This window comes from Asticcacaulis currens (assembly GCF_028550395.1).
Taxonomy (GTDB): Bacteria; Pseudomonadota; Alphaproteobacteria; order Caulobacterales; family Caulobacteraceae; genus Asticcacaulis; species Asticcacaulis currens.
In genome coordinates this window covers 719,290-739,878 of sequence record NZ_JAQQKW010000001.1, presented here as the reverse complement: position 1 = coordinate 739,878, position 20,589 = coordinate 719,290, and the positions used below count along the sequence as shown (strand labels likewise).

General features: G+C 60.3%; 21 protein-coding genes and 1 rRNA gene. 13 read left to right on the top strand and 9 right to left on the bottom strand.

Annotated features, from left to right (window positions below):
- The 3 genes from PQU94_RS03215 to PQU94_RS03205 form a co-directional block, all read right to left on the bottom strand.
- A 16S ribosomal RNA gene (locus PQU94_RS03215) occupies positions 1–81 on the bottom strand; the annotation flags it as partial.
- A gap of 550 nt (positions 82–631) precedes the next feature.
- Entirely contained in the window at positions 632–1,063 is a 432-nt protein-coding gene (locus PQU94_RS03210; protein WP_272740039.1) for a CBS domain-containing protein, read from the bottom strand.
- A 137-nt stretch (positions 1,064–1,200) separates the two neighbouring features.
- Positions 1,201–1,839, bottom strand: a complete 639-nt coding sequence (locus tag PQU94_RS03205; RefSeq protein WP_272740038.1) for a rhomboid family intramembrane serine protease — start codon at positions 1,837–1,839, stop codon at positions 1,201–1,203.
- A 213-nt stretch (positions 1,840–2,052) separates the two neighbouring features.
- On the opposite strand from PQU94_RS03205, the gene hfaA reads away from it, so the two are divergent.
- The 4 genes from hfaA to PQU94_RS03185 all read left to right on the top strand — a co-directional run bounded on the left by hfaA (position 2,053) and on the right by PQU94_RS03185 (position 7,754).
- A complete protein-coding gene (gene hfaA / locus PQU94_RS03200) occupies positions 2,053–2,505 on the top strand; it encodes a holdfast anchoring protein HfaA (RefSeq protein ID WP_272740037.1) in 453 nt (150 codons plus the stop codon).
- Positions 2,495–3,529 carry a holdfast anchoring protein HfaB gene (hfaB, locus tag PQU94_RS03195; RefSeq protein WP_272740036.1) on the top strand — a complete coding sequence of 345 codons (1,035 nt, stop codon included), beginning with the start codon at positions 2,495–2,497 and terminating at the stop codon, positions 3,527–3,529. The genes hfaA and hfaB overlap by 11 nt, the downstream gene beginning before the upstream one ends.
- Entirely contained in the window at positions 3,456–4,730 is a 1,275-nt protein-coding gene (gene hfaD, locus PQU94_RS03190) for a holdfast anchor protein HfaD (protein WP_272740035.1), read from the top strand. The genes hfaB and hfaD overlap by 74 nt, the downstream gene beginning before the upstream one ends.
- Before the next feature lie 114 nt (positions 4,731–4,844).
- Positions 4,845–7,754, top strand: a complete 2,910-nt coding sequence (locus PQU94_RS03185; protein ID WP_272740034.1) for a M16 family metallopeptidase — start codon at positions 4,845–4,847, stop codon at positions 7,752–7,754.
- Between the two features lie 160 nt (positions 7,755–7,914).
- On the opposite strand, the gene PQU94_RS03180 is transcribed toward PQU94_RS03185, so the two are convergent.
- Entirely contained in the window at positions 7,915–8,847 is a 933-nt protein-coding gene (locus PQU94_RS03180) for an electron transfer flavoprotein subunit alpha/FixB family protein (RefSeq protein WP_272740033.1), read from the bottom strand.
- On the bottom strand, positions 8,847–9,593 hold the full coding sequence (locus PQU94_RS03175) for an electron transfer flavoprotein subunit beta/FixA family protein (RefSeq protein WP_272740032.1): 747 nt from the start codon (positions 9,591–9,593) through the stop codon (positions 8,847–8,849). The genes PQU94_RS03180 and PQU94_RS03175 overlap by 1 nt, the downstream gene beginning before the upstream one ends.
- 192 nt (positions 9,594–9,785) lie before the next feature.
- Here PQU94_RS03175 and PQU94_RS03170 point away from each other — a divergent pair, with 192 nt between their 5' ends.
- Complete coding sequence (locus PQU94_RS03170; protein ID WP_272740031.1) at positions 9,786–10,115, top strand: hypothetical protein; 330 nt, start codon at positions 9,786–9,788, stop codon at positions 10,113–10,115.
- 2 nt (positions 10,116–10,117) lie between these two features.
- On the opposite strand, the gene PQU94_RS03165 is transcribed toward PQU94_RS03170, so the two are convergent.
- Complete coding sequence (locus PQU94_RS03165; protein ID WP_272740030.1) at positions 10,118–10,687, bottom strand: cob(I)yrinic acid a,c-diamide adenosyltransferase; 570 nt, start codon at positions 10,685–10,687, stop codon at positions 10,118–10,120.
- A 7-nt stretch (positions 10,688–10,694) separates the two neighbouring features.
- Entirely contained in the window at positions 10,695–10,895 is a 201-nt protein-coding gene (locus tag PQU94_RS03160) for a twin transmembrane helix small protein (protein WP_272740029.1), read from the bottom strand.
- 437 nt (positions 10,896–11,332) lie between these two features.
- Here PQU94_RS03160 and PQU94_RS03155 point away from each other — a divergent pair, with 437 nt between their 5' ends.
- Positions 11,333–12,013 carry a TetR/AcrR family transcriptional regulator gene (locus tag PQU94_RS03155; protein ID WP_272740028.1) on the top strand — a complete coding sequence of 227 codons (681 nt, stop codon included), beginning with the start codon at positions 11,333–11,335 and terminating at the stop codon, positions 12,011–12,013.
- A gap of 76 nt (positions 12,014–12,089) precedes the next feature.
- On the opposite strand, the gene PQU94_RS03150 is transcribed toward PQU94_RS03155, so the two are convergent.
- Positions 12,090–13,193, bottom strand: coding sequence for a Rieske 2Fe-2S domain-containing protein (locus PQU94_RS03150; RefSeq protein ID WP_272740027.1), 1,104 nt, complete (start codon positions 13,191–13,193; stop codon positions 12,090–12,092).
- Positions 13,194–13,490: 297 nt separating this feature from the next.
- Here PQU94_RS03150 and PQU94_RS03145 point away from each other — a divergent pair, with 297 nt between their 5' ends.
- Genes PQU94_RS03145 through PQU94_RS03135 form a run of 3 tightly spaced genes read left to right on the top strand, consistent with a single transcriptional unit; the run spans position 13,491 to position 16,010 of the window.
- On the top strand, positions 13,491–14,369 hold the full coding sequence (locus PQU94_RS03145; RefSeq protein WP_272740026.1) for a 3-hydroxybutyryl-CoA dehydrogenase: 879 nt from the start codon (positions 13,491–13,493) through the stop codon (positions 14,367–14,369).
- A 7-nt stretch (positions 14,370–14,376) separates the two neighbouring features.
- Positions 14,377–14,835 (top strand): hypothetical protein, encoded by a 459-nt coding sequence (locus PQU94_RS03140; protein ID WP_272740025.1) that lies wholly within the window; start codon positions 14,377–14,379, stop codon positions 14,833–14,835.
- Positions 14,832–16,010, top strand: coding sequence for a DUF418 domain-containing protein (locus PQU94_RS03135; protein WP_272740024.1), 1,179 nt, complete (start codon positions 14,832–14,834; stop codon positions 16,008–16,010). The genes PQU94_RS03140 and PQU94_RS03135 overlap by 4 nt, the downstream gene beginning before the upstream one ends.
- Positions 16,011–16,134: 124 nt before the next feature.
- Here PQU94_RS03135 and PQU94_RS03130 read toward each other — a convergent pair whose 3' ends face one another.
- A complete protein-coding gene (locus PQU94_RS03130) occupies positions 16,135–16,827 on the bottom strand; it encodes a TlpA family protein disulfide reductase (RefSeq protein WP_272740023.1) in 693 nt (230 codons plus the stop codon).
- Between the two features lie 40 nt (positions 16,828–16,867).
- On the opposite strand from PQU94_RS03130, the gene argH reads away from it, so the two are divergent.
- The 4 genes from argH to PQU94_RS03110 all read left to right on the top strand — a co-directional run bounded on the left by argH (position 16,868) and on the right by PQU94_RS03110 (position 20,535).
- On the top strand, positions 16,868–18,235 hold the full coding sequence (gene argH, locus PQU94_RS03125) for an argininosuccinate lyase (protein WP_438263731.1): 1,368 nt from the start codon (positions 16,868–16,870) through the stop codon (positions 18,233–18,235).
- On the top strand, positions 18,232–18,528 hold the full coding sequence (locus PQU94_RS03120; protein ID WP_272740021.1) for a hypothetical protein: 297 nt from the start codon (positions 18,232–18,234) through the stop codon (positions 18,526–18,528). The genes argH and PQU94_RS03120 overlap by 4 nt, the downstream gene beginning before the upstream one ends.
- Before the next feature lie 129 nt (positions 18,529–18,657).
- Positions 18,658–19,974, top strand: coding sequence for a diaminopimelate decarboxylase (lysA, locus tag PQU94_RS03115; protein ID WP_272740020.1), 1,317 nt, complete (start codon positions 18,658–18,660; stop codon positions 19,972–19,974).
- A 24-nt stretch (positions 19,975–19,998) separates the two neighbouring features.
- On the top strand, positions 19,999–20,535 hold the full coding sequence (locus PQU94_RS03110; protein WP_272740019.1) for a DUF4175 family protein: 537 nt from the start codon (positions 19,999–20,001) through the stop codon (positions 20,533–20,535).
- Positions 20,536–20,589: the final 54 nt, after the last annotated feature.

The window sequence follows — 20,589 nt, the reverse complement described above, 5'->3', positions numbered from 1 at the left end:
AGCCCGAAGGCTTCGTTCGACTTGCATGTGTTAGGCCTGCCGCCAGCGTTCGCTCTGAGCCAGGATCAAACTCTCAAGTTGAGACTTCTCTCTGCTGCTCTTCGCTCTTTGCTCACCAATCTCTCAAAAGACCGGCAATCACTGCGTAGTTCTGCGTTCATATTAACGAGTTCCCACATGTCAATTGAGGCCTAAACCCCAACCAACAAATGGTTGTCTATTAAAAGAGACCGCTCACAACAGTAGTCGTCATAGACCACCGCCGCCTGCGTTTCCCTTCCCCATTCTACAATGTCAAAGACCTAACCCGCCGAAGCGGAGGGCGGCTTTTAAACGGACCGCGAAACCGTGTCAACCAATTTTTTTCTTTTTCCACAACCGCTTAAGCGGCCATTTTAAAGACAACAAAAACACTCAGACCATCTTTGCGAGATGGCCACGCAGGCCCTGAAGAATCGGAAGGTGCGGAACATATCGCCGCTCAGACGAATTTGCAAGTCTGTTTTTCAACCGGCTTGCTTCGTCGGCGGCGCGTCCCGTCGAGAGGGCGGCTTATAGACAAACCGCCCGGCGGGACGCAACCCCTAAAATTACAAAAATGGATTCTATCCCCGTTACGTGGTTTTCGTTTCTATCCGGCCGTAATGTAGGCCTTGAGGGTTTGGGCTTCGTGTTCGGCCTGGGCAATCTTCGCCTTGACCAGATCTCCTATAGAGACAATGCCAGTCAGTTTGGGACCTTCCATGACCGGCAGGTGGCGAATACGGCGATCCGTCATGCGCTCAAGCAGAGAGTCCACGGTTTCACCCAAACGCGCCACAATCACATCGGCCGTCATGATGTCCTGAACCCGCATATCAAGAGCCAAAGCGCCCTTTTGCGCCAGCGCCCCTATAATGTCGCGCTCGGATACGATGCCCGCCACGCGTCCCAGACGATCCGCCACCACAAAGGCCCCGACCTTCCGCGTATGCAGCAGGGCGGATACGGCAGCCACCGTATCTTCGGGCGATACAGTGAAGACCTGATGACCCTTGGTGTTCAAAAGCTGATTGATCAGCATAATCTGTCTCCCTCTTTCCATAGCCGGACCTGTTGCCATCCGGGCCAAGAGAGCAGGGTTATGCGAAGTCGTTAAGAGGGCAAGGCTAAAATTTGACCCTGATGTCAATTCTGCGTGAGGCAGAGAGGGCTTAGATGCTATACGCTGTAAAAGCGCGGCCGGAACAGGCGCATCCAGGTGCCGATGGAGAGGAGGCCCAGGGCATAGCCGATCAGATGCACCTCCCAAGCAATCGCCCCTGCCGACGGGACAATGCTGACGAAGGCTGATAATATGTTGATCACTGTCCAGGCAAGCGTCATGCCCACGACGCGTTTATCGGTGAAGGGCAACATGTAGCCGGGGCCTATACGGATGGCTGCACCCATCAGGCCGGAAATCGCGCCGGACGCGCCGACAATAAGCACGTTGCGGTCGGGGAAGATCGCACAATATACCGCCCCCGCCAGAACGCCGCATAGCAGGTAGTATATAAGGAAGAGTGCCGCGCCCCCTATTCGCGTGCCGAAAACTCGCGCGACCCCACTGGCGAAGGCCAGCCCAAACATGGCGTTCATGCCCGCATGCGCCCAGCTCCCATGCAGAAAAAGTGTGGTGAATAGGGCGTAGAAGGTGTCGTACTTCCACAACAGGCGCGGATTGAGGCCGAACATATAGACGAGATCGCCGGTTGTATCGAATTGAGATTGCAGGGCGTAGAGTGCCAAAATGAGCCCGCTTAGGACTACGGCCGGCCACGGTGCCGTGAAAAACGGCTCTTTTGTCGTCTCGTTCATACGCAACCCTTATGCGGCAAAGCGCCGACGGCCCTTTTGATCCGCGAATATAGGGCCGCAAAGGTGTTTGCGAAGCCCCTAAACCCCTATTTTTAAAACTCATTAGCGCTTTTTAGCGCGAAATATACTCAATTTTTAAGGTTCCCGGTCAGATTGGCATCCTATTTGCTTTTCGCCTCTCAAGTGAAGGCGCAAGCCGGACAGGAGCCCAACATGGCGTATTACAAGATAGCCGCTGCCACCGCAGGCCTCCTCATCGTGACCGGGGCCCCGGCTCTGGCGCAGACGATGAACACGACCTCGACCGGTTTTGAAACCGGTTATGGCCGGTCTCGCGGTCAGGAAGAGCGCGCCATCGACCCTTCGACGCGCGATGCCAATGGCAACCGTGTCCTTCTGGACGGCGTCATCGTTACCGGCGGCGATCAGAGCATTTATTCCAAGTCGATGACCTATGGCGCAGGCGACAGCTATTCCGGTGCAGGCGCCGTAGGGGGCGCAACCGCGATCGGTAACAACCTTTCGGTCGTCGTCCACGGCAATTACAACACGGTCATCGTCAATTCGACCCAAACCAATAACGGCAACGTCACCGCCACCAATGGCAAGCAAACGGCCACCGGGGCAACCGGTACGGACATTACAGGAAATCTCAATGGCTTCTGATACGAAGAAATCGTCGCACCGTATGCGCCGTGGTTTTAGCCTGATCGCTCTGGCTGCGGGGGCGATGACCTTGTCGGCCTGCGTGTCGCCAGTCGCAGGCCCGTCGGGCGTCTATGCCAAGCCGATCGGCAATGCGCCGGTCACGGCCAATCCGACCGCCTATTCCGACGCTCTGGTCTGCCTCGGCTCCTATGCCCGCAAGCATGGCCTCGCCTCGCCGCGCATGGCCGTGGGCCGTATCTCAGACTATACCGGGAAGGTCGAATACGAAGGGGGTCGCAAGATCACGCAGGGCGCGTCGCTCATGGCGATGACGGCTCTGGCCAAGTCGGGCGCGCGTCAGGTGGAACGCTTCGACACGTCGGTGTCCGAACTGGAACTGAAATACACCAACAACAAGCTGATTACCGACAATGAGGTCGCCAACCCGACCGAAGCGGGCGAATACCGCCGCATCATGGCGGGTCAGATCGCTGGTTCTGACTTCCACATCGTTGGCGGCATCACCGAGCTGAATTACAATATCCGCTCATCGGGCATTGACGCCTATGTCGGCGATGCCGACGCCAAAGACCCCAAGGGCATCGTCAACGGGCGCCTCTATGTGATGAATGTCGCGCTGGACCTGCGTCTGGTCGATACGCGCACGCTGGAGGTGGTGGACGTCATCTCCTACCAGAAGCAGATCATCGGTCGTGAAATCAAGGCCGGGGTGTTCGACTTCTTCAACGGCAACATCTTCGACGTTTCGGCGGGCGAAGGCGGGCTTGAGCCGATGCAACTGGCCGTGCGCGCCCTGATTGAGCGCGCCACGCTGGAATTCATGGCCAATCTCTATGGCGTGCAGGGCCCGGAAATCTGCCTGAGCCCCAAGGACGACTTCCTCAACGACGCCACGCTGGGCCGGACCGGCGGCTATACACCGGCTTATAATAATCTGGAGACCAACAATGCGGGTACGCGCGAAGATCCTAGCCGCTGGCACAATACTCGCAACCGCAGTTCTGGCGACGGCCGCTACTAGTCAGACGGTCAGTGGTCCTTCATCGGGACTGGACATCACCAACGATCAGACCCAGACCGGCGATATCTTTTCCGGTCAGACCCTGAACGTGGTGGACAATTACGACCTGCTGAAAGTGGAAACGTCGAGCCACGGCAATGCCGCCATCGCCGGCAACACGCAGGTCGATGCAAACCTGTCTTTGCGTCAGGTGCTTCAGGGCAATGTCACAGCCAGCGCGACCGTTAACGGCACCGCCGCCCCCGAAGACTACCGTAATTCGCTCGGCACACCGCTCTATATGACGACGCAGGCTGTCGGCAATTACGGCGCGGGCACCACCACCGAGGGCAAGCTGGTGAGCCGCACGGCTCAGGCCGTGTCCGGCGTCAAGGTCCATGCAGATACTCAGGTCAATTCACCCAACAATTCGATCTACGGATCGGGCGAAGTGAATACGACCTCGGTCGTGAACCATCAGGCCTATGAGGTCACCAACGGGCGCCTGGAATCGACCGCCGATCAGCAATCTGCGGCGGAATCGCGCGCCCGCACCGGCGTGGTGCTGCACTATTCGCCGTCACCAAACCTCTACACCGCCTCCGCCATGAACAACTATTACGGTTCAAACTCGACCGACCGGGGGTCGCAGGAACACACGGTCACGCAAGGCGCGACGGGACGCACCGAGTCCTATGTCTCGGCCAATGCCGGCAATGCCTGGCATATGGCGGCCCAATCGGATGCCGCGGCCAACACGATCAGCCTGTACAATACCGGTGGTTCGCTGGTGACCGACACCAGCCAGAACAATACCGGTCAGGTCCAGTCGATGAGCGTACTGAGCGGCTATGAATATGGCGAGATGCATTCTACCGCCACGGGTGTCGGCAACAGCCTGACCGCCGGGAATGGCGACAAGTACGTCAATATCGACACCGAACAGTTCAACACCGGTCCGATCGACGTGCAGGCCAGCTTTGAGGGCCACGCGGGTTATGACGCCTATGTCAGCGCCGAGGCGACAGGCAACTCCGCCTATGGCTATGCCTGCGCCGAATGCGAAGCGGACATGACGGTGCGCAATACGCAGGTGAATAATGCGGACGTCTCGGCTTCGACGTCGACGAACATCACCGGATCGGGCCGCGCCATTGTCTCAACCAGCCGCGCCATTGGCAACACGGCGACCTATTATGTGTCGGGTAACGGCAAGCCGTAAGAATAGGCTGCCTGAAATCAGCCAGAGCCAGCGGACATTACGGTTTCGTAACTTTATTCAGCCGTAAATCTTTGGAAAGGTCGCCCCACAGTTTTAATGAGGGGCGACCTTTCGATGACCATACGTACCCAATTCCTCACCGCCGCGACCGTAGCGGCCCTGTCTACAGGGCTCCTGTCCACGACGGCGCTGACACCGGCGGCCTTTGCCCAGACGGCGCAACAGGCCCCGGTCGTACTGCCGGGCGGCATCGAGTTCGCGCAGGCCCATTCCGACATCACACCCGACCCTCAGGCGCGCTTCGGCCGCCTGCCCAATGGCCTGACCTACATCATCTACCCCAACAAGACGCCGCCGGGCGTCGTCAGCCTGCGCATGCGTTTTGGCACCGGTTCGTTGATGGAATCGGAGCATCAGCTTGGCCTTGCCCACTTCCTTGAGCACATGGCTTTCAACGGCTCAAAGAATGTGCCCGAGGGCGACATGGTTAAAATCCTTGAGCGTCACGGCCTGAAGTTCGGCCCGGACACCAATGCCTACACCTCGTTCGATGAGACGGTCTATATGCTGGACCTGCCGAAGAACGATGAAGAAATCATCGACACCGGCCTGTTCCTGTTCCGCGAAACGGCCGGCAATCTAACGCTCGACCCCAAGGCTATCGACCGTGAACGCGGCGTGGTGCTGGGCGAGGAACGCGCCCGCAACTCTCCCCCGTATCGCGCCTATGTCGAATGGGCCAAGGCCGCCTTCCCCGGCCAGCTCTACGGCCACCGCCTGCCCATCGGTTCGACCAAGATCATTGCCGAAGCCCCTGCCCAGGCCTTTATCGACTATTATAACGACTTTTACCGCCCCGAACTGACCACGATTGTGGTGGCGGGGGATGTCGATCCCGACAAGATCGAAGCCAAGATCAAGGCGAAATTCACCGACCTGACCGCGCGCTCCAAGCGCCCGCTCGACAAGCTGAGCTTCGGCACCTATACACCACAAAAGGCGTCGGCCTACACCTACGTCGAGCCAGGTCTGGGTAAGTCGATCCAGATAACCTGGTTCAAGCCGTTCGACAACTCATGGGAAACGCAGGCCAAAGACTTTGACGACACGCTCGACAACCTGACCCTGTCGATTCTCAATCAGCGTCTGGAGCGTCAGGCCAAGTCACCCGAAAGCGCCTTTGCCGCCGCCGGTGCCGGGGACGACACGGTGTCAAAGACCGCCGAGACCCTCAGCCTCAACATCACGCCCAAGCCCGGCAAGGAAAAGGACGCTTTCGAGCAGGCCTTTACCATGGTGCGGCAGTTTGAGGCCTACGGCGTGACCGAGGCCGAAGTGACGCGCGAACTGGCCGACATGGTCGCCAGCCTTGAGGCGCAGGCCAAGGGCGAAAAGACGCGCAATACCGGGGCCATTGTCAATGCGCTGGTCGGGTCTGTGGCGGATAAGGACGTCATTACCACCCCAAGCCAGAATCTGGCTTTTTTCAACGCCATCAAAGGCCGTCTGACCGCCGCGGCCGTCAGCGCCCGCGCCAGGACGCTGTTTGCCGGTGACGGCCCGCTTCTGACGCACATGGCGTCCGATCTGGGCGGCTTCGACAAGCCGGCCATGCTGGCGTCGTATGAGGCCATCACGGCCAAAACCGTTGAAAAACCGGCGGTCGCGGTCAAAAAGGCCTGGCCCTATGAAACCTTCGGCACGACAGCCGCAGCCATCAGCAAGGAAAACGTGCTGTCCGACATTGGCGTAACCGAACTGGCCTACGCCAACGGCGTGAAGGTCAATATCAAGCCGACAACCTTCAAGGATAACGAAATTCTGGTCAGTGTCCGCTTTGGCGGCGGCCTGACCACCGTCGGTCAGGACAAGGCCCTGCCGCTTCAGGCGGCCAACTGGGTCGGCGTCTTCGATGGCGGTCTGGGCAAGCTCGATTCCGAAGAGATCAAGGACACGCTGGCCGGACGCATCTATGGGGCCAATTTCGGCATCGGTGAAGAGGCAGCGGTCCTATCCGGTAACACCACGCCGAGCGATTTCGCGCTTCAGATGCAGGTACTGACGGCCTTCGTCACAGACACGGCCTATCGTCCGGAAGCGCTTGATCGTCTTAAATCCTTCCTGCCCAACTACTACCAGACCCTGTCCTCGACGCCCAACAGCGTCTTTTCAACCAAAGCCCCGCGCCTGCTGCGTAATGGCGACACCCGCTTTGGCCTGCCAGAAAAGGATGCCGCGCTGGCGGTCAAGAACGACGATGTCAAGGCGCTGGTCACCGGCATCCTGACCACTGCGCCCATCGAAATCACCATCGTCGGTGACATTACGGTCGAAGAGGCGAAAAAGGTTCTGGCCACCACCTTCGCCACCCTGCCCAAGCGCGCCGAAACCGTCGCCCCGGTCAAGGGGGCGGGTACGCTCAGCTTCCCCACGACCAACCTGCATCAGGTCCTGACCCACACCGGTCGTGCCGATCAGAACCTCAGCTACATCGCCTGGCCGACCACGGACTTCTTCGCCGATACGAAGCAGGCCCGCGCCACCGAAATGCTGGCCGAAGTCATGACGCTGCGCCTGATCGACGAAATCCGCGAAAAGCAGGGGGCGTCCTACGGCTCATCGGCGGGCAGCGTGATGTCCAATACCTTCAAAGGCTATGGCTATCTTGCGGCGCAGGCCACCGTGAAACCTGAAGTCGATCAGACCTTCTACGATTCGCTGCTGACCATCGCCGAGGACCTGAAAGCCAAGCCGGTGGAAGCCGACGAACTGCTGCGGGCACGCAAGCCGGTGCTGGATCGTTACGACGTCCAAGTCAAGACGAACGGCTACTGGATGGGCGTGCTGCCCGGCATTCAGGCCGATCCGCGCGATCTGACGGCCATCCGCACACGCAAGGCCGAGGTCGAGGCGGTGACCCCCGCCGACATTCAGGCCATGGCCAAGAAATGGTTGATCAAGGAGAAGCTGCTGCGCATTCAGGTCAAGCCGGCGGACAAACCCGTCGCCGCCCCGGCGAAGTAAGAAAAAACCCCTCCGGTTGGTGCCGGAGGGGTTTTTTACAGTCTTATATCTCTCTAACCTTAGCGCGTTTTTCGCTCAAGTGGATACCGGTTGAGCGAAAAAAAGGCGATAAAACAGAAATTTAGAGCGACATTTCGATTCAGAATAAACGAAATGCACTCTAGCCCAGGGCCTTGACCAGAGCCGGGACCGCCGTCTTGTAATCTTCAACCAGACCGAAATCGGCGACCTGAAAGATCGGGGCTTCCGGATCCTTGTTGATGGCGACAATGACCTTGGAGTCCTTCATACCAGCCAGGTGCTGGATAGCGCCCGAAATACCGACAGCGATATACAGCTCCGGGGCCACGACCTTACCGGTCTGCCCCACCTGATAGTCGTTGGGGGCATAGCCCGCATCGACGGCCGCGCGCGAGGCACCGACCGCGGCGCCCAGCTTGTCAGCCAGAGGCTCCAGCACAGCCTTGAACTCATCGGCCGAACCCAGCGCCCGGCCACCGGACACCACCACCTTGGCCGCACCCAGTTCCGGGCGGTCCGAGACGACCTTTTCGTCCGACACAAAGCGCGTCTTCAGCGTCACCGCCGCAACGGCCACGGGTTCCACCGCCGCAGAACCGCCCGTTGCCGCCACCGGCGCAAACGCCGTCGGGCGCACGGTCAGCACCTTTTTGGCGTCCGCCGTTTTGACGGTTTCGAGCGCATTGCCCGCGTAGATGGGGTGGACGAAGGTGTCGCCCGCCACCACCTCGATGACATCGGAAATGATCGAAACATCGAGCTCGGCAGCGATACGCGGCGCGACATTCTTGCCCGAAGCCGTAGCCGGGATGGCGATGGTGTCATAGCCCGCGGCCAGCGACACGATCAGGGCCGAAACGGCCTCAGCGATGTCGGCCTTCAGTTCGGCGCTTTCGGCGGTCAGCACCTTGCGCACGCCCGCCGCCGCAGCGGCCTGAGCGGCCACGGCAGCCACTTCGCCATAGACCAGCACGTCGATATCCCCCGACAGCTTTTGCGCCGCCGTGATGACCTTCAGCGTCGTGTCGCGCAGGTGCGCGCCGTCGTGATCGGCAATAACCAGAACCGCCATCAAAGAACTCCTGCCGTCTTGAGGTTAGCGATAAGGGCATCGGCGCTATCGACCTTGATACCCGCCGACCGCTTGGCCGGCTCGGTGACCTTGACCACCGTCAGGCGCGCCGCCGCATCGACGCCGTAATCGGCCAGGGCCTTGGTATCGAGCGGCTTCTTCTTGGCCTTCATGATGTTGGGCAGGGAGGCGTAGCGCGGCTCATTGAGGCGCAGATCGGTGGTAATGACCGCCGGAAGCTGCACGCCCAGCGTTTGCAGACCGCCATCGACTTCGCGGGTGACAAGCGCTTCAGAACCCGCGATCTCTACCTTCGAGGCGAAGGTCGCCTGCGGCCAGTCGAGCAGGGCCGAGAGCATCTGACCCGTGGCGTTGTTGTCGCCGTCGATGGCCTGTTTGCCCATCAGCACGATGTCCGGGCTTTCCTGAGCCACCACGGCCTTCAGCACCTTGGCGACGGCCAGCGGCTCAAGGTCCTGATCGGTTTCGATCAGCAGGCCGCGATCGGCGCCCATGGCCAGAGCCGTGCGCAGGATCGCCTCGCACTGCGCGACGCCGATGGAGACGGCGACGATCTCGGTCACCGTGCCCTTTTCCTTGAGGCGCACCGCTTCTTCGACGGCGATTTCGTCAAAGGGGTTCATGGCCATCTTGACATTGGCCAGATCGACGCCGGTCTGGTCAGACTTGACGCGGACCTTGACATTGTAGTCCAACACCCGCTTGACGGGTACCAGTACCTTCATGGTGAGCTTTCCTCGCAGCAAGCTTTACATTCGATGTCGTTTACTGACGCCGCTGACCCTCAAAGTCAATCGGTGTCGTGGCGGAAACCCGCGCATTTTATTGGCTTTCCGATCGCATCTGCAACCATTTCACTTGCCTGAGGCGCGGTTTAAAGGCATGGAAACAGGCACTCAACGGAGGGTGCTTCCCTTATGAAAACCGACAAAAATCTTATCCTTCGCGTCAAGTTAATCGCGCTGGGGGTCTTCATAGTGGCCAGCATCGGCATACTGGTCTATGGCGCGCTGTACGAAATGCCGCGTCGTAAGTGCGAAGCCAATGGCGGCTGGTGGTCGGACAAGTACCGGGCGTGCAAAACGCCGGTCTATCTGCCACTGCTGACCCGGCGCAAACCGGGCGAGCCGCAGAAGATCCTGTGGCCGACCGAAGACGCCCGAGGCGCGTCCAATGGTTCGCCAAAGCCGGTGGATCAGCCGGCGGCCTCATCGGCTTCGACAAGCGCGTCGGCTGCATCGAAGTAATTTTAAACCTTGCCCGGCACCCACAACACATCGGCGCGGCCCTGATCATTGGCGTGACGCGCCAGCACGAACAGCAGGTCCGACAGCCGGTTGAGATAGGTCGTAACCGGCGCGCTCACCACCTCGCCGGCCACCTGCGTCAGCGCCACGCAATCGCGCTCCGCCCGTCGCGTAATCGTGCGGGCCAGATGCAGATGCGCGCTCAACGGCGACCCGGCGGGCAGGATGAAGGAACTGAGGGGGGCCATCTCGCTATTATACTGGTCTATCGCCCGTTCCAGCGCCTCCACACGCTGTGCATCAAGCCGCAGCGGCGTCCAGCTTTTGGGTTGACCATCCTCAGGGACGGCGAGATCGGCCCCCAGATCGAACAGGTCATTCTGCACCTGCGCCAGAAGGGCATCGACCGCGCCCTCCGCAAACAGACGAGCCACGCCCAGAGCGGCGTTCGCTTCATCGACGCTGCCCATGGCCACGACGCGCGCATCGGTCTTCAGCCGCCGCGCCCCGTCACCCAGACCGGTCGTCCCGTCATCGCCGGTACGCGTGTAAATCCTGTTGAGCTTGACCATAGACGGTTCAGTGCCCTGCCTTCCACCAGGCCAGCAGGCAAAGCAGACCGATGGCCACGGCCTGAAGCATGACGCGCCATTGCATCAGCTTGTTCGACCAGCGTTCACCGAACTTGCCGCCGCGATAGAGGCTGTAAACCCCCGCGCCCAGCACCACCAGAACGGCAAACATGGCCAACAAGGCGATGATCAGAAGAAAAAGGCTCATCCGGCTTCACCCTAAAACAAACTTCCAACAATCGGGAACCACGGCCTGTACCAAGCATGGCATGCGTAAAAAATCCAGCCCGCTATACGTGTTGTTTAAAACAACGCACGGCGCGGAATTCTCCGGTCAGGTCACCCTCTGTTACACGATTACACTTTTTTAGAGGTCAGGTCTATTTTTTGCCTGTTTTTCGGCGTAATGAAGGTTTATGAACGACGGAATGAACGATCATTCTCGTTAAACAGTTGTCAGACTTCACCCGTACGGGTGCAGCACGCGTTCCTCACCGAATTCCGTAGATTACCCCTTTTTGCGGGTTGCCCTGCTGACCCGATAGGGATTAAACCGCACAACCTGTTGAATTTTCTAAAACCTCATCCCATCTACGGGTACAGGTTCCACCGGCGGCCCGCACCGCCCTCAGCCCTGCTTGTTAAATGACCATGTATCAGGCGTATGAACTGAAAGACAAACTCACTCAGGAAGAGACGGCTCTGCCTCTGGGCGCGCGCGCGCGTTCCAAAGAACTGAACCGCCTCAAAATCCTCGCCTCTGCCAAAGCTCTGTTCCGGGAGCGCGGCTATGAAGCGGCCACCTTACGCGACATCGCGCGCGAAGCGGGCCTGTCCACGGGCGCGGTGTTTGCCAACTTTGCCGACAAGAACGAGATCTTCGTGAAGGTCGTCGAAGAGGAAACGGCGCGTGTCATCACCACGGCCATCGACGCGCACGACACGACGCGCCCGCTGGCCGACCGGCTGCACCATCAGCTTCTGGCGGCCTACGAAGCCGCTGAGGGCAATGCCCGGCTGATCCTGTCGGCCTTTGTGATGAACTGGAGCGGTCAGACGGCCGACCCAGAGACCAATACCGGTCTGGCGGAAATCGCCAGCCTCACCGACATGACCCGTCAGGTGATCCTGGAGACTCTGCGTCACGCCCAAAGCGAAGGCGAATTGCCGGCCAAGGCCGACATCGCACACGGCGCGGAAATCATCGAAGACCTCGCCTTCTCAAACCTGCGCCGCGCCCACCGCGACAGTGAGCCTTTCGTCTCTATGGGCGAGCGCCTGCGCTTTCAGATCGAACTGATCGTGTCGGGCCTTAAGGCCGCGTAATGTCTTCTATCTTCCTCCCATGAAAAAGCCGCCGGGGTCTCTCCGGCGGCTTTTTCATTTTCGATGCACAGGAAGATCAACTCGTCCATTTCAGCGTGGCAGGTTTCAATGGATTGGCAAAGGGACGTTCTTCCGAACGATGCGCCACCCATTCTTTTTTAAGCTGCTGATACCACTTGGCCTGCGTATCGGCGTCGTCGATCCACAAAAGCGACGGATCGTACTTCAGCCCTTCATTTTGCAGATTGACCATATCACCGTCCTGCTTGAGGAAGGCCTTGGCGCCGTATTTGAAGATCGGCGCAATGGCGCGGAAAATGGCGTGATCAGACCAGAAGATCTGCGTGATGCGCGTTTTGGTGGTGTGTACGGGAGTCAGGCACGTTAGGCCCAGAATCTGCCGCTCACCGATCTCGATATGCTCATAGCGCATGCCGGGCAGGCGGAAGGTGATCTCGGTCGCCGGGGCCCCGCCCAGAATGCGATAGGCGCGCGAATTTTTCGACGGCGCGTGGCGAACCATGGCAAAGCCGAGTTCGCGCGGCTCAAAGGCCTTGGCTTTTTCAAGCTGCTTCTTGGACGAACGCCACCACCATTGCTGATGCACATAGGGGCCGTGGGCCGGGTCCATAAGCCCCACCACCGCGTGGTCGATGTGGCTGTCGAAATCCATGCTCTCAACGATAATGGGTTTGCCGCCCACCACACCGGGCAGAACGGGCGGCTCATGATCAGGCTCAGCCGGGCGACGCGCATCGGCGGTCATGTAGATCCAGACCATGCCCTGCTGTTCCTTGACAGCATAGGAGCGCACCCGGATGCGTTCGACATCCATCGGCTGATCCGCCGTCAGCGACGGCACGGCGGTGCAGCCCCCCTGCGTGCCAAAGGTCCACCCGTGATAGGGGCATTGCACCACCGGCTGGCCGGTCTTGGGGTCGGGGATCATCTTGCCTGCCGACAGCGGCGCGGCGCGGTGCGGACAGATGTCACGTATGGCATAGGCCTTGCCGTTCGTGTCGCGCGCCAGCAGCACCGGTTCACCCAGAATCTCATAGCGTTGCAGCTTGCCCGCCTTCAGATCGTCCGACAGCGCCGCGAAGTACCAGGCATCCCGGATGAAGCCCTGCCCGAAGACAAGACGCTCTTTGACGATGGGCGGGGCGGACTGATCAGGCATGGGCAGATATTATCACAGAATGGGCGCAAACGGCGACTATAGTCAGGGCGGCCCGCCCCCGAAAGCGATTATTTGTCGCACCACCCGCGGCGGCAGGCGGCCTGAGCCTTACCGCGCCTGAAGCGGAATGACTTTTAATGGAATCGTCATGACACCCCAAGTTTCTGTTTGATTGCGCAATTTTCGCATAAATCGGGGCCCGAATTGTCGTATGGCCCTCTAATTTTTCGCGCCGCCCTTGATTACCCGGTAGGGGCGTTTAAGGTCGCTGCATAATAACAGTACCGCGGGTTTCATATGACAGAGATCAAAGTCGTCGGCGTTATCGGGGCAGGACAAATGGGGTCCGGCATTGCGCAGGTCTGTGCGCAGGCGGGCTATGAGGTCTTCCTCTATGATCAGCAGGCCGCCGCCATCGCCAAATCTATCGAAAAGATCAACAAGGGCATCGCCCGCTCCGTCGAAAAGGGCGTCATCAGCGCCGAGACGGCAGCAACTGCCGTGAAACTGGTCAAGCCGGCGGCCATGGCGTCCGACCTGTCCGACTGCGAGCTGGTCATCGAGGCGGCGACCGAAAATGAAGAGATCAAGAAGGCCATTTTCAAGTCGGTGTCCGAACACCTGAAACCCGAGGCTATTCTGGCGTCCAACACCTCGTCCATCTCCATTACGCGACTGGCCGCCGCGTCCGACCGTCCGACCCGTTTTATCGGCCTGCACTTTATGAACCCGGTGCCGATCATGAAGCTGGTCGAGATTATCCGCGGGATCGCCACGGAAACCGACACCTACGAGGCGGCGGTGCGTTTTGCCGAGAGCCTCGACAAGATCACCGCCAATGCGCAGGACTATCCGGCCTTCATCGTCAACCGCATCCTGATCCCGATGATCAACGAGGCCATCTACACCCTGTATGAAGGGGTGGGGACGGTCGAAGCCATCGACACGGCCATGAAGCTGGGGGCCAATCACCCCATGGGACCGCTGGAGCTGGGCGATTTTATCGGCCTCGATACGGTGCTGGCCATTATGAACGTACTGTACGACGGTCTGTCGGACTCCAAGTACCGCCCCTGCCCGCTGCTGGTAAAGTATGTCGAAGCGGGCTGGTACGGCCGCAAGACGGGTCGCGGCTTCTATGACTATCGCGGCGAAAAGCCCGTTCCGACAAGGTAAGTTCCGCTTGCTTACGGCCCGCCGTCCGCTCTTTCTATGGTTTGCACTGGCGCTTCTGGCTGCATCGGTCCTGCACGCCTGCGTGTGGTTTGCGGCGCGGTTTTTTGCCGCTCAGGGGCTTCTGGCCGCCGCTGAAGGGGCGCGTCAGATGGGGCTGTCGCTGTTCTGGATGGTATGCGCGGCAGCCCTGTGGCTCATTCAGGGCCCGAAAAACCGACTGCACGCCGTCGGCCACGTGGTGGGCTGCGCCTTCCTCGTCTGCTCGCTGGGCTCGTTCATGGCCTTCAGCAACCTGACCCTCAGTCAGAATTTCGAACTGAGTTTCAGCAATCTCCTCGTCTTTGCGCTGGTGGCCGTGCCCATGGTCGCCAGTCAGGTTCTGCTGGCCGTGCCGTCGGCCGTGCTGTTTCAGATGATCCTGCTCAAAACATCGCCGAAGGCCGCCGCTGAGGCACAGGGCGCATGACGGCCCCGCGCTATGCCGCCCTCGACTATATTCGCGGGTTTGCGCTCTTGGGCATATTGATCGTCAATGCCCCGGCCTTTGGCTGGCCGCTTGAGGTTTATATGAACCCGGCGCATGCCACCCTCCCGTTGAGCGACGCGGACCGTCAGGCGTGGTGGGTTATCCATACCTTTTTCGAATCCAAATGCCTGACCCTGTTTGCCATGCTGTTCGGCGTCAGCCTGTTTCTGGTGGGGCAGACAGACGCACCTCGCACACCGGTGACGCAGACCGTGCGCTTTCGGCGACTGGTGTGGCTGGCCGTGATCGGAGTGGTGCATGGGGCGGCGATCTGGGTGGGCGATATCCTGCTGATGTACGCCCTGTGCGGGCTTTATTTCGTCCTGACCATCCGCACCCCCCATCTGCTGCGCTGGGGCCTAATCGCCTGGGCTGTGGGCGGGCTGATGGTAGTGGGGTCCGGTTTCATCCTGACGTTTTTACCGCGCGAACAGTTGGGTGAGGCCCTCAGCGGTAGCGACAGCCTGAGCTTTGCCGACACGATGCGTCTGATGCAGGGCACGTTTGCGCAGTCGTTGCACGCCAATTTCGTCATGTGGGCGATGAGCATTTTTTCGCAGATCGCCGTCTTTGCGCCTAAGGTCATCGGCTTGATGATGATCGGGCTCGGTCTGTTCAAGGCCGGCTATTTCGATCCGCGCCGTACCCTGTGGCATCTAGTGGCCATCGGCAGCGGCGCGCTGGCGCTTGGAGTCATTGGATGGCAGAACCTGATCATCCTGCGCGAAAACTTCCCGGAGCCGGAAATCTATGGCTCACACCGCGCAGCAGCGGAATTCCTCAGTCTCTTCGTCAGTCTAGGCTATGCCAGCGCCCTGATGCTTCTGAGCCGCCTGCCGGTGGCCAATGGCCTCACGGCACTGCTGAGCCCGGTGGGCCGCATGGCCTTTACCAACTATCTCAGCCAGTCGCTGATCATGACGGCGATCTTCTACGGCGGGCGCGGCTTGGGCCTCTACGGACAAGTGTCGCTGTCGCAGATGGTGCCGATCGTAGCCAGCATCTGGGCGGCGCAGATCGTGGCCAGCGGTCTTTGGCTGCGCGTGTTCCGTTACGGCCCGCTCGAATGGGTGTGGCGCTGCCTGAGCCACGGGCGCTGGGTGGCCATTCGCTGACCCCTTATACCTGCCGGCCTTTAGCGGAATATAGCGCAGTGAAGCTATAGCTTTCGCCAGAATTTGGACCGCACGAGCCAAAGGCGAGATGTGGTGGTAAGGTGACTTGCGAATTGCCCGGTGGTTACTTTGCCAGCGCGTCGAGGAGCGCCTTGACCTCCGGTGCATCCCATTTGGCTTCGCCGCTGAGGCGCGCCACTTCCTGACCGTTTGTGTTGAGGATGATCGTCGTCGGCATCCCCACAATGCCCCACTTGCTCATCGGCTGGATCTCTGAGTCCATATAGACGGGGAGGCCCTCGCTCAGCTTCAGTTCCTTCTCGACGGCGGCCTTGTCTTCGGCCTTGTCGATGCTGAGCGGCAGGACCAGCACCTTTTGCGGGTCATAGCCCTTTTGCAGATTGGCCAGGGTCGGCATCTCGACCTTGCACGGCGCACACCAGGTCGCCCAGACGTTCAGCACCACCACGCGGCCCTTGAAATCCGACAGCTTGACGGTCTTGCCCTCGCCATCGAGGAAACTGATGTCTTCGATGGGGCGCGGGGCGGCGTGGGTTTCCAGCTTGGCCAGAGCGCCGGTGGCATAGGCCTTCAGCGGACCTTCGGCCACTGGGCCGCTGTCGGTGGGTACTGTTCCGTCAGTCTCAGCTTGACGGAACAGCACCACAGCCGCTACGGAGACGGCGATTATCAGGACCAGCAGGGCCGCGACGATCAGGTTGAATTTCAGCTTGCGCGGCGGTCTGGTCCGCTCTGTCTGCGGGGCCTGCGCTTCGGCGTTCGCCGTGTCCGTGTTTTCGTCCAGAGGCTCATTCATGACCGATCCTTCGCAATCCCCCAATTCCGCCGGGCAGAAAATGTGGGGTGGACGATTCTCTGCCCAACCTGACGCCATTATGCAAGCCATCAACGTCTCGATCGAGGTTGACAAACGTTTGTGGGCGCAGGACATCGCCGGATCACGGGCCCACGCCGCCATGCTGGCCAAACAAGGCATCATCAGCGCCGAGGCCGCGCAGGAGATCGACGCCGGCCTGCAAACCATCATCGGTGAGATCGAAGCCGGTAACTTCCCCTTCCGCGCCGAATACGAAGACATCCATATGAATGTCGAGGCGCGATTGCGTGAGCTGATCGGGGCGACGGCGGGTCGTCTACACACGGCGCGCTCACGCAATGATCAGGTGGCGACCGACTTCCGCCTGTGGGTGCGTGACCGCGTGGACTATACGATTGCGCAATTGCGTGACCTGCAAAAGGCGCTGGTGACGCGGGCCGAAGACTATGCCGACGCCCTGATGCCGGGCTTCACCCACTTGCAACCGGCGCAGCCCGTGACCTTTGGCCACCACCTGATGGCCTATGTCGAAATGTTCGGCCGCGACGCCACGCGCTTTGAAGACGCGCGCAAGCGCATGAATGAGAATCCGCTGGGCTCCGCTGCTCTGGCCGGGTCGCCCTTCCCCATCGACCGCCACATGACCGCCGAAGCCCTGGGTTTTGACGGTCCGACCGCCAACAGCCTGGACGGCGTCTCCGACCGGGATTTCGCGCTGGAGTCTTTGAGCCACGCCGCCATCTGCGCCGGGCACCTGTCGCGTCTGGCCGAAGAAATCGTCATCTGGACGACGCCGCAGTTCGGCTTCGTCCGCCTTTCGGACGCCTTCTCAACCGGCTCTTCCATCATGCCGCAAAAGCGCAACCCCGATGCGGCCGAGCTGGTGCGCGCCAAGACGGGTCGCATCAACGGGGCGCTGATCGCACTGACCACGGTGATGAAGGGCCTGCCTCTGGCCTATTCCAAGGACATGCAGGAGGACAAGCCGCCCGTGTTTGAGGCCTTTGAATCGCTCGATCTGGCTTTGGCGGCCATGACCGGCATGGTGCGTGATCTGAGCGCCAATCGGGAGCGCATGAAGGCTGCGGCCTCATCGGGCTTTTCGACGGCGACGGACCTGGCCGATTGGCTGGTTCGCACCCTCAACATGCCGTTCCGGGACGCTCACCATGTTACCGGTGCGGCGGTCAAGCTGGCCGAAGGACAGGGTGTGGACCTTTCGCAACTGTCGCTCGCTGATCTGCAAAAACTGGAGGCGGGGATTACCGAAGACGTATATAGTGTTCTGACGCCCGAAGCCTCAGCGGCTTCGCGCCTGTCCTATGGTGGCACCTCACCTGTGCGGGTGCGCGAACAGATCCAGCGTTGGAAGGAAATTTTGGTATGACCGCTACCGTATCGCGTTCGTTTGTGAAGGCCGCTCTCGTGCTGGCCGCGATCTCTGGTCTGGGTCTGACCGCCTGTGCCAAGCAGGGTGATCTGGAACGCGCGCCGCCTCTGTGGGGCAAGCGCGCGCAGGAAGAGGTGGCCGCCAAGAAGAAGGCGCAGGCCGAAGGCAAGGCCACCGAGCGCGCCCTGCCGCGCAAGGAATTCAAGAACGAGATGCCGGACCCTTATCAGCAAAACAGCAAGGTCGCCGACGCCCCGCTCGAAGGCACGGGCAACGCCCAACGCCAGTAATCGTTTATACCTCCCCGGTTTACTGGGGTACGATGTGGCGAACGTCTAGCATTCGAAAGTGTCGGGACCATCGCGCGTAGCGGCGATGATGGTGGGGGTTCTTTCCGCCTCACAGGAACCTGTTTGTAAATGAATCATTTTGACATCCGTGACGGCGAGATGCACGCCGAGGGCGTATCGGTCCGCGAATTGGCTGAACGCGTCGGCACCCCGCTCTACGTTTATTCGTCCGCCACGTTCGAGCGGCATTTTCAGGTCTTCTCTCAGGCACTGTGGGCCCAGGACGCCCTGCAAAGCCCCAAGAACGAAGCGCCGCTAATCGCCTATGCCACCAAAGCCAACTCCAATCTGGCGGTGCTGCAAACGCTCGCCGAACAGGGGGCCGGGGCCGATACGGTGTCCGAGGGCGAAATCCGTAAGGCGCTGACCGCCGGTATTCCGCCGGAGCGTATCGTCTTTTCGGGCGTGGGCAAGACCGACGCCGAAATGGCCTTCGCGCTGAAGACCGGCATCTATCAGCTCAATGTCGAATCAAAGCCCGAACTGGAACGCCTCAGCCACGTGGCGGCGTCTCTGGGCGTCGTGGCCCCCATCGTCATCCGCATTAATCCGGGCGTCGGCGCCGGCGGTCATGCCAAGATTACTACCGGCGGGGCCAAGGACAAGTTCGGCGTATCGGCCCGCGAAGCCATCTCCCTCTATGGTCAGGCCGCCGCCGATCCCAATATCGCCCCCATGGGCATTGCCTGCCATATCGGCAGCCAGATCACGGACCTCGCCCCCATGCAGGCCGCCTTTTCCAAAATGAAGGGCTGGGTGCAGGAGTTGCGCGCCAGTGGCCTGAGCGTTGAGCGCCTCGATCTGGGCGGCGGGCTGGGCGTGCCCTATTTCAACATGCCAGAACCGCCCTCGCCCAACGATTTTGCCCAGATGGTGGCGCTAACCGTCGGAAATCTCGGAGTGCGCTATGCCTTTGAGCCGGGTCGTTTGATCGCTGCCAATGCGGGTATTCTGGTGTCGCGCGTCATCCACATTCATGAACGCGAAGACTCTGGTCAGAAGTTTCTCGTCGTCGATGCGGCAATGAACGACCTGATCCGCCCCGCCATGTACGACGCCTATCACGACATCCGCCCGGTGACGGCGGTTCAGACCAACGAAACCGCCATCTATGATGTGGTCGGCCCGGTCTGCGAAACCGGCGACACCTTTACGCGCGGCCGCGACATGCCGGCACTGAAAGCCGGTGATCTGGTCGCCTTCATGTCGGCCGGGGCCTATGGGGCGGTGATGGGCAGCGAGTATAATTCGCGCCCCCTCGCTCCTGAGGTGTTGGTGCGTGACACAAACTGGGCGGTGGTGCGTCCTCGTCCCGCCTATGAGGAGATGATGAACCGCGAGGTCTTGCCGGAATGGTTAAGACCGCATAGGGTACGGGCGGACTAAACTCGCACGTCTTTGGGGGACGGCATGAAGCTTCAACGGACAAAACCCTTATCAAAGCTGAGCCGGGCGCTGTTCTGGACGCATGTGGTGATGATCTGGGAACAGATTTTGCCCGCTGTGACGCCGTTTCTGCTACTGGCTGGGGCCATTGCTGTAGCCGCCCAATGGGGGCTGTTCGCGGGGTTAAGCCCGATGGTCCATCTGGCGGTTCTGACGGCGGGCGCAGTCGTGGCCGCCATTGCCGCCGTTCTCAACCTGCGCGGGTTTAAACAGCCAAGTTTTACCGAAATCAACACACGACTCGCGCTCGACAATGGCGTCAAGCCCGACGTGCTGATCGGTATGCGCCACAAGGTGAAGCAGCCGTCATTGAAGATCGGCAAGGCTAAGGCCGGTATGGCCAAGGGCGACCCGCTGGCCCTGCGCTATCTGATGCTCATCCTGTTTGGCTTCGGCTATCTGCTGCAAGGCCCCGTGCCCTTAAGCCAGATCGCTTCGGCCTATATGCCCCTGCACAAGGGCGCGACGGTGGTGCTGGCGCAACTGGAGGCTTCACGCTGAGGCGTTGAGCCTGTCTCAGGACATTGGCTGGACTGGCGGCTTGTTAACCCGCGC